This is a genomic window from Mycobacterium sp. NS-7484 (assembly GCF_001953975.1).
Lineage (GTDB): Bacteria > Actinomycetota > Actinomycetes > Mycobacteriales > Mycobacteriaceae > Mycobacterium.
On the sequence record NZ_MBEJ01000071.1, the window covers coordinates 1 to 9,227 of the forward strand.

Annotated in this window: 6 protein-coding genes and 1 pseudogene; 1 reads left to right on the top strand and 6 read right to left on the bottom strand. The window is 68.0% G+C overall.

Going from position 1 to position 9,227, the window contains the following annotated elements; translation table 11 throughout:
- Positions 1-142: 142 nt before the first annotated feature.
- The 3 genes and pseudogenes from A5733_RS13025 to A5733_RS13035 form a co-directional block, all read right to left on the bottom strand.
- Positions 143-2,140: pseudogene (locus A5733_RS13025) on the bottom strand (cation-translocating P-type ATPase); the annotation flags it as partial.
- Positions 2,137-3,243, bottom strand: a complete 1,107-nt coding sequence (locus A5733_RS13030) for an MBL fold metallo-hydrolase (RefSeq protein WP_076240415.1) — start codon at positions 3,241-3,243, stop codon at positions 2,137-2,139. The pseudogene A5733_RS13025 and the gene A5733_RS13030, both read right to left, overlap by 4 nt.
- A 1-nt stretch (position 3,244) precedes the next feature.
- Entirely contained in the window at positions 3,245-3,976 is a 732-nt protein-coding gene (locus A5733_RS13035; RefSeq protein WP_076240416.1) for an enoyl-CoA hydratase, read from the bottom strand.
- 27 nt (positions 3,977-4,003) lie between these two features.
- Between A5733_RS13035 and A5733_RS13040 the strand changes: the two genes are divergently transcribed.
- On the top strand, positions 4,004-5,476 hold the full coding sequence (locus A5733_RS13040; protein WP_076240417.1) for a carboxyl transferase domain-containing protein: 1,473 nt from the start codon (positions 4,004-4,006) through the stop codon (positions 5,474-5,476).
- Positions 5,477-5,530: 54 nt separating this feature from the next.
- Here the strand turns inward: A5733_RS13040 and A5733_RS13045 are convergent, their stop codons facing one another.
- The 3 genes from A5733_RS13045 to A5733_RS13055 form a co-directional block, all read right to left on the bottom strand.
- The gene (locus tag A5733_RS13045; protein WP_076240418.1) at positions 5,531-7,537 is read right to left on the bottom strand and encodes a YhgE/Pip domain-containing protein; all 2,007 of its coding nucleotides are present in this window, start codon (positions 7,535-7,537) and stop codon (positions 5,531-5,533) included.
- Positions 7,538-7,539: 2 nt separating this feature from the next.
- Positions 7,540-8,250, bottom strand: coding sequence for a hypothetical protein (locus A5733_RS13050; RefSeq protein WP_067771023.1), 711 nt, complete (start codon positions 8,248-8,250; stop codon positions 7,540-7,542).
- A gap of 9 nt (positions 8,251-8,259) precedes the next feature.
- On the bottom strand, positions 8,260-9,227 hold a 968-nt coding region (locus A5733_RS13055), incomplete at its 5' end, for a helix-turn-helix domain-containing protein (RefSeq protein WP_142253976.1).

Sequence of the window (9,227 nt, forward strand, 5' to 3'; positions counted from 1 at the left end):
CGTTCATGTCGCTGGGCCCGAACAACGAACGGGCCCACACGGGGTTCGTGCGCCGGGTGATGACCGCCGCGCTGCCCTCGGGCCTGGTGGTCGGCACCGTCACGTTCATCTCGTACCTGGTGGCCTACCAGGGGCGTGCGGCCAGCGCGGCGGTCATCACCCGGCGCACGAACCCCGTGTGGGCCCGTTCGTTGTTCGGGGCCAGCGACAAGATGAACGCCGGAATGCCGATGGTGAACCAGGCCGCAATCGTGACGTGGATCGGCTGGAACGGGAACAGCAGCGGATCGGTGTCGAACCATTCCGACGACAACCCGGCCAGCCCGACCAAAATCGCCAGCAGCACCGAATACACGGTCTTGGTCAGAAACAGGTTCGAGACCCGCTCGATGTTGCCGATCACCCGCCGGCCCTCACCGACCACATACGGCAGGGTGGCAAACTTGTTGTCCAGCAACACGATCTGGGCCACGGCCCGCGACGCCGAGCTGCCCGAGCCCATCGCGACGCCGATGTCGGCGTCTTTGAGCGCGAGGACGTCGTTGACGCCGTCACCGGTCATGGCCACGGTGTGCCCGCGTGACTGCAGGGCGTGCACCATCGCCCGCTTCTGATCCGGACGCACCCGGCCGAAGGTGGTGTATTCGTCGAGCGCCTCGGCCAACTGGTCGGGTTCGTGCGGCAGCTTGCGGGCATCCAGCGCCTCACCGTGCAGGCCGAGCTTGCCCGCCACCGCGCCCACCGAGACCGCGTTGTCACCGGAGATCACCTTGACCGAAACATGCTGGGAAGCAAAGTAATCGAGGGTGTCACCGGCGTCGGGACGGATCCGTTGCTCCAGCACCACGAGCGCCACCGGGGTGACGGTGCCGGGCGCCTGCGGAGCGTCGACCGCCAGGTCCGAGGAGCCCACCAGCAACACCCGCAGCCCCTGGGCGCCGATCTGCTCAGCCTGCTCGGCGATCGGAGAATCGGAGTCCAACAACACATCCGGCGCGCCGATCACCCAGTTGCCGTGCTCGCCGTACGACGCACCGCTCCATTTGGTGGCGGACTTGAACGGGGCCGTCGCGGTCGCCGTCCACCCCGGCGGCGTCGCGAAGGCCTCGGCGATCGCCAGCATGCTGGCGTTGGGCCGGGCATCGTCGGCGGCCAACTGCGCCAGTACGTCGGCCGTATCGCTTTCACCGAACGCCTTGAGATCACTGACACGCATACCGTTTTCGGTGAGCGTACCGGTCTTGTCGGCGCACACCACGTCGACGCGGGCCAGGCCTTCGATCGCCGGCAGTTCGTTGACCAGGCACTGACGCCGGCCCAGCCGCACCACGCCGACCGCGAACGCGATCGAGGTCATCAGGACCAGGCCCTCGGGCACCATCGGCACCAGCGCACCCACCATGCGCAGCACGGCGTCGTGCCAATCGGCACCAGTGGTGAACAGCTGCGTGTAGATGGTGAGCAACCCGGCCGGCACCAGCAGGTAGGTGATGAACTGCAGAATCTTGTTGATGCCGTTGCGCAGTTCGGATTTCACCAGGGTGAACTTGGAGGCCTCTTCGGCGAGCTTGGCGGCGTACGCCTCATGGCCCACCCTGGTGGCCCGGTAGGCACCCGAGCCGGCCACCACGAAACTGCCCGACATCACCGCGTCGCCGGCATCTTTGGCGATCGGATCGGCCTCACCGGTCAGCAGGGACTCGTCGACCTCAAGGTTGGACTCCTCGATGACCTCGCCGTCCACCACGATCTGGTCGCCGGGCCCGAGTTCGATGATGTCGTCGAGCACCACCTCGCTGGGCAGTACATCGCGGGTTCCGGATGCCCGGCGCACGGTGGGTTTGGCCTGACCGACGATGGCCAGCTTGTCCAGGGTCTGTTTGGCCCGGATCTCCTGGATGATGCCGATCGCGCTGTTGGCGATGATCAGCAGACCGAACGCACCGTTGATCAACGACCCGGTGGACAGCACGATCAGAAACAGCACACCGAGGATCGCGTTGATGCGGGTGAACACATTGCCGCGGACGATCTCGGAGACGCTGCGGGCCGCGCGCGTCGGCACATCGTTGCTCTTGCCCTCGGCAATCCGTTGTGCCACTTCGGCATCGGTGAGGCCGACGGCGTTGATCGTCGTCACAACTCCCACCACGGATCGACCGTGGGTGATCCGGAATCGACCCGCTGCCCCGGCCGCGGCACGGCGATCTGGACGCCCGCCGGATCGGCCGCCGTCAGCAGGCGCCGCACCGGCTCGGCCCAGGGATGCGGTGCCAGCCGGAACGTCGCCCAGTGCACCGGCACCAGCAGGCCGTTGTCGGTGACATCCAAATGCGCACGTACCGCCTCCTCGGGATTCATGTGGATGTCCGGCCAGGCCGGGTGATACGCGCCGACCGGCAACAGGGTCAGATCGAACGGCCCGTGCTCCGAACCGATTTCGGAAAAACTCTTGGTGTAGCCGGTATCCCCGCCGAAAAACGCCCGGTGTTCGGGTCCGACGATCGCCCAAGAGGCCCACAGGGTGGTGTTGCGCTGGAACAGCCGGCCGGAGAAATGCCGGGCCGGCGTGCACACCAGGGTGAGCTCACCGATCCGGTGGCTCTCGTTCCAATCCAGCTCGATGATCCGGCTTTCGGGGATCCCCCACTTGCGCAGGTGCGCACCGATACCCAACGGCACCAGAAACGGCGCCCGTTGGGTGCGGGCCAACCCGAGCACGGTGTCGATGTCGAGATGGTCGTAATGATCATGGCTGATCAGCACCGCGTCGACGGCGGGCAGCGCCTCCAGCGGAAGCGGCGGCTGATGCAGCCGTTGCGGGCCGACGAGGCGCGACGGTGAGCACCGGTCACTCCAGATCGGGTCGGTCAGCACCCGGTAACCGTCGATCTCGACCAGCGCGGTGGAGTGGCCGTACCAGGACACCGCGCAGGCGGCGGCTTCTCCGTCGGCGGGCTCGGCCAGGGGGATCGGTCCGCGCGGCCGGCTCGCCGCACGCGAACCGAACATCTCGGTGATCAACATGCGCTGCTCTTCGCGGCTCATGCTGATACCGGGTGCGGCCGGCTCGATGTTGACGAAGACCCCGTCGGCGTATTGCGGGGAGCGCTGCGCGACGGGGCGAATATCGCGGGGCAGTGCGCCCACTGAGGCGTACGTCCCGTTCAGTGCGCGCAACAACCACCCACCGGCCAGCAGCGAGGCCGACCTGGTGGCCACCCGCAGCGCAGCCCGCAGCATGTCAGGCCCCGGTGAAGTTGGGCGGCCGCTTCTCGACGCGCGCCACCTGCGCCTCGATGACGTCGGGGCTGGCCCACGCCTTGTCGAACAGTTCCTTGTGGGCGGGCCAGGGCTCTTCATAGGCACCGTCGTCGTTGAGCACGCGCTTGGCGTGCTGCAGGGCCAGCGGCGCAAACCCGGCGATCTCACCGGCCCACTTCTGAGCGTCGGCCAGCGTGCCGAGGCGGTTGGCCATCCCGGTCTGCAGCGCGGTGTCGGCGGAGAGCTTCTCCGCGGCCAGCAGCATGCCCCGCGCCCGGCCGTAGCCGACCAGCGAGGTCAACCGCCGAATGCTCCAGTTGTCCAGGGCCAGGCCATATTTCGCGACCGGGAACTGGAAGTAGGCGTCGGGTGCGACGACCCGCAGGTCACAGATCATGGCCAGGATGACGCCCGCGCCGATCGCCGGGCCGTTGATCGCGCCGATGACCGGAACCGGCGTCTTGTCGATCGCCAGGTTCAGCGCCAGGGCCTTGTCGGGCAACTCGGCGGCGAATGCGTCGCCGGACAGATCGGCACCGGCGCTGAACACCGTGCCGGCGCCGGTGAGCACGATGGCCCGGACATCCTCGGATGCGGCGTTCTCCACTGCCTCCCGCAGGCTGTCGACAAGCTCGCAGTTCAGCGCGTTGCGCCGCTCCTCGCGTTGCAGTTCCAGGGTCAGGACATTGCCGTCTCTGCTGACACCAATCATGTGGGCCAGCCTATATAGGGTCGAGCTGTGAGTCGGATCGGCGCCCGCGCGCTACGTGATGCAGTTCTGGACGAAGGTTCCTTCCGCAGCTGGGACGCCCCGCCCCTGCAGGTCGCCAGCAGCGAGGACTACCGCCGTGAACTGGCCGAAGCCACCGCCAAGACCGGCCTGGACGAATCGGTGCTGACGGGTGAGGGCACCATCTTCGGCCGCCGCGTGGCCGTGGTGGTCTGCGAGTTCGACTTCCTTGCTGGGTCGATCGGCGTGGCCGCGGCCGAGCGGATCACCGCCGCGGTGACGCGGGCCACCGCCGAGGGCCTGCCCCTGCTGGCCTCGCCGAGTTCCGGCGGCACCCGCATGCAGGAAGGCACCGTGGCGTTCCTGCAGATGGTGAAGATCGCCGCCGCCGTCGAGCTGCACAAACAAGCCCACCTGCCCTACCTGGTGTACCTGCGCCACCCCACCACCGGCGGGGTGTTCGCGTCGTGGGGTTCGCTCGGACACGTCACCGCGGCCGAGCCCGGGGCGCTGATCGGCTTCCTCGGGCCGCGGGTGTACGAGCACCTCTACGGCGAACCGTTTCCGTCCGGCGTGCAGACCGCCGAGAACCTGCACGCCCACGGCGTCATCGACGGCGTGGTGCCGCTGGCGCTGCTGCGCGAGACCCTGGACCGCACGCTACGGGTGGTCGTGGATCCCCCGGGCCCGCCGCCGGCCGCCGCGGCCGCTGAGCCGATGCCCGACGTGCCGGCCTGGGACTCGGTGCAGGCCTCCCGGCGGCCCGACCGGCCCGGCGTCGGTCATCTGCTGCGGCACGGGGCGACGGACCGGGTGCTGCTGTCCGGCACGGAACGCGGTGAGGCCGCCACGATGTTGCTGGCGCTGGCCCGGTTCGGCGGGCAACCCGCGGTGGTGCTGGGTCAGCGGCGCGTCGTCGGTGGTCTGGTCGGGCCGGGTGCGCTGCGCGAAGCCCGGCGCGGCATGGCGTTGGCGGCCGGGCTGCAGCTACCGCTGGTGCTCGTGATCGACACCCCCGGGCCGGCCCTGTCGATCGAGGCCGAGCAGGGCGGGCTGGCCGGCGAGATCGCCCGGTGCCTGGCCGAACTGGTCACCCTCGACACCCCGACGGTGTCGGTGCTGATGGGTCAGGGCAGCGGCGGGCCGGCCCTGGCGATGGTGCCCGCCGACCGGGTGCTGGCCGCGGCGAACGGCTGGCTGGCCCCACTGCCGCCGGAAGGTGCCAGCGCGATCGTCTACCGCGACACCGACCACGCACCGGAACTGGCTGCGGCCCAAGGGGTCCGGTCCACCGACCTGCTGCGCCACGGCATCGTCGACGTGATCGTGCCCGAGTACTCCGACGCCGCCGACGAGCCACGGGCCTTCACCGAGCGGTTGTCGACGGCCATCGCCGGTGAACTGTCCGCGCTGCGTACCGTGCCCGGTGAGCAGCGCCTGCAGACTCGGTTGGAGCGCTACCGGCGCATCGGGTTGGGCTGATTTGGGTGCGTTTGGTAACGGTCAGCGTTACCAAACGCACCCAAATCACCGGCCTCACACTTCGATCGGCGGATGCAATCGATCCATGGTGTACTGCCGGTTACGTCTGGCCGCCCAGGAACTGGCGGCCAGGGAGGCGGCCAGCACGCCCGACAACACCGCGATCGCGATCCACAACCGGGAGTCGATGCCGCCGACGATCAGCTGCCGAAGCCCGTTGACCGCGTATGTCATCGGATCGACCGGGTGCAGGATCTGGAACGGTTTGGCCGTCGTCTCCACCGGATAGATGCCACCGGCCGACACCAGTTGCAGCATCAGGAAGGCCAGCGTCACCACCCGGCCCACCGACACCCCGAACAGTGCGTTGAACGCCTGGATGAGCGCCAGGAACGTGCCCGCCACCAACAACAGGAACGCCACCGTGGCCAGCGGATACTTGGCCTGCAGACCCACCCCGAAATGCACCACCGCGTACATCACCACCACTTGGCACAACACGATCAGCAGGGCAGGCCAGTAGGACGCCAGCACCACCCGCAACGCGCCCAACCCGTTGACCACGGGGCGGGACTGCAACGGCTTCAACAACATCCAGATGATCAGGGCGCCGATGAACAATGCCAGCGGCAGGAAGAACGGCGCGAAACCCGTGCCGAACGTGGCCGCCGGATTGTGGGTCTGGATGTCCAGGGCCACCGGAGCGGCCAGGGTGCGTGCCACATCAGTGCGCTGCTGCGGGGTCCAGGACGGCACCTGCGTCGACCCCTGCTCGAGCGCCGTGGCCAACTGCTGATTGCCTGCCGCGAGCTGGTCGGTGCCGGCAGCGAGTTCATGTGCGCCGCTGGACAGTTGACGGCCGCCGTTGGCCAGCTGCACCAGGCCGTTGTTGAGGGCGTGGGCGCCGGTGTTGAGCTGCTGTGCACCGTCGCGCAGTTTGACGACGTCGGAGCGCAGGCCTCCGTCGAGTGCCCGCGTGATGAACGTCCGCAGCTTGCTGTTGGGGTCACCGAGTTCGTTCTCCAGCTGAGCCGCGTTGTCGCGCAGCCGGATCAGGCCCTCGTCGGTGGTCGGGTCGATACCACGGGCCTTGAGCAGCCGTTGTGCGCCGGCCAGGAATTCGCCGGTGTCACGCACCGTGGGATCGGGGCTGTTGCGCAGGAAGGCGACGGCCTGGTCGACGATCGCGGCCGCCTGGGCCTGGTCGATGTTCAACGCCGCGATGCGGTCGGTGGTCGAGCGCACCGCACCGGACAACCGCTGGGCGGCCATGCCGACCTCGTTGGGGTCCAGACCCAGACCGCCCACGCGATCGAGCACCGTCAACAGCGGATCGGTCGCGGTGGTGACCGCCGTCGACAGCTGCTTGGTGCCCGCGGCCAACTGTGCCGACCCGTCGCGCGCGGTGATCAGTCCGGCCGTCAGGGCGTCGGCGCCCGTCGACAACCGGTGCGCCCCGTCGTTGGCCGCAGCACTGCCGGTGGCCAACTGCTGCGCACCGTCAGCGGCTTTCTTCAGGCCCGCACCGGCGTCGGTCAACCCCGTCAACACCGTGCCGACCGTGCGCTCGCCGACCTTCGCGTTGATCTGGTTGATCACCTCGCGGGCGGCGTTCTGGCCGATGACCGAACCCAGGTAGTTGTTGGCGTCGTTGAAGGTGAACACCACGTCGGCCTGATGCGGCGAACCACCGGCCGGCGACGAGATGCTGGAGCTGAAATTCTCCGGCAGGGTGATCGAGAAGTAATACTTGCCGCCAGCCACCCCGTCGGCTGCCTCCTGCGCCGAAACCCGGTGCAGCTGAAGCTGTCCCGAGTCCACCAACGCATCGGAAACCTCGTCACCGGCCTTGATCTGTTGACCTTCGACGACCGTGCCCCGGTCCTCGTTGACCAACGCCACCGGAACCTTGCTCACCTCCCCGAACGGGTTCCAGAACGCCCAGAGGTACATCGCCCCGTACAGCAGCGGCAACAGGATGACCGTCACCAGCGCAATTCGTGGCATCGTGCCGCGGGAGAAACGCTTGAGGTCGGTGCCCAACGACATTCCGGCCAACATGACTACTTGCCGCCTTTCTGCGCACCGGCCAGCTCGGCCGGAGTGGTGTTGGGCACGGTGATCTGGGCTCGCACCGCCGAGGCCAGATGATCCGGCACCCCGTTGACCGTCGCGGTGACCACGGTTTGGTTCTCTCCCAGTGCGATCAAGCGCTCCAACAGAACATCTCGATTACGGTCATCGGTCAGATGGTCGAGATTGCCGACCACGAGCAACGGCGGGGTCGCGGTATTGGCCAGCGCGATCCGCAACAGGATTTGATCGAGCTCGGTCAGCCCGTCGAAGTACTCCGTCAGCGACGGCAAGGGCAGATCGCCGAACACCGGGGCGCACAGCGCGGCCAGGTCCTCTCGACGGGAGCGGGCCACCAGGGTGTACCAGGGTGCGTCCCAACGGCGTTGCTCGGTGACCAGATCGCGGACCGTCACCGACTCCGACACGGTGTCGAGCTCGTCGATCCCGGCCAGCGCGGCGGACCGGAAGATATCGGTCGCCCGAGTGCGTCCGAACACGCTCAGCTGACCGCTGACCGCTTTCATCCGGCCGGCCAGTGTCATCAGCAACGCGGTGCGGCCGGTGCCCGCCGGCGCGACCAACACGGTGACGCCGCCGTCGGCGATGTCCAGATCGATCGGACCATAGACCGGACCCCAGGGTCCACGCATGGTGATCCCACGCGCGGTGACGGCAGGCTCGGGACTTTGCTCAGGCATGAGCCAATCTCAGCACATCGAGGCAACCAACTGTGCCAACGGCGACCTATTCAGCGCGGCACCGAGCCACACCCCGACGGCAAGGAACCGATCAGCGGGAACCGCCAAGTCGAGCCCGGTGAGCTCGACGATCTGCTGCAACCGGTAGTGCAGGGTTGTGCGGTGCACGTGCAGAATCTCGGCCGGACTCTGATCGCGTCCCGAACACAGCACGGCGCCGACGGTGTCGAAGGCGAAGCTGTCCGGGTCACGAAGCAACGCGGCCAGGGCGGCGGTGGGCCCGGCCGCCGGAGCGGTTTGGTTGAGCAACAACGCGAACGGCTGGACCTGCGCCCAACTCAGTACGCTTTCCGCGCGATACAGCTGCAGACACAGAAATGCGGCCTGCCCCGCCCGGGCGAACAGCTGCCGCACCTGGCTCAACTCTCCGAAGTCGCTGACTCCGCAGGCCGACCGCCCGGCTGCGGGTACGACGAAACGCCTGGTTTCGTCGAGCAACCAGTCAGCCAAGCGGGTGAGACCGTCACTCGACTCACTCTGGAAGACCCCGACCGAACAGCCGTAGAGCTCGGTGGTTGCTGCCAGGCTCACCCCGAGATCGGTTGTGGCACCAGCGATCTGCCGATAGACCCGGATCAGGTCGAAGTCTTGACCGTCGCACGGGTAGTGGGCAACGACGGCGTACCGTCGCCGCTGCAGGGCCGGGTCGACGTCGGCCAAGACATCGCGCCGGCCAGCCAGCAGCTTCTGGATCAGTGCCGCCGACGGCTGCGCGGACGGCGCCTCGCGTCCGCGCCGTTGCGTCAGCACCCGCGCCAGCCGGGTGCAGTACCGCTCGATGAGCTCCTGCGGCAACACCTTGTCGAGGTCCAACAGCCACATGAACGCCACGATCTCGGTGTCATCCCGGATGGGGAAACAGATGCTGGCGGCCAGCAGGCCGGTGGCGATGTAGAGCAGCAAAAGCTCGCGGTTGA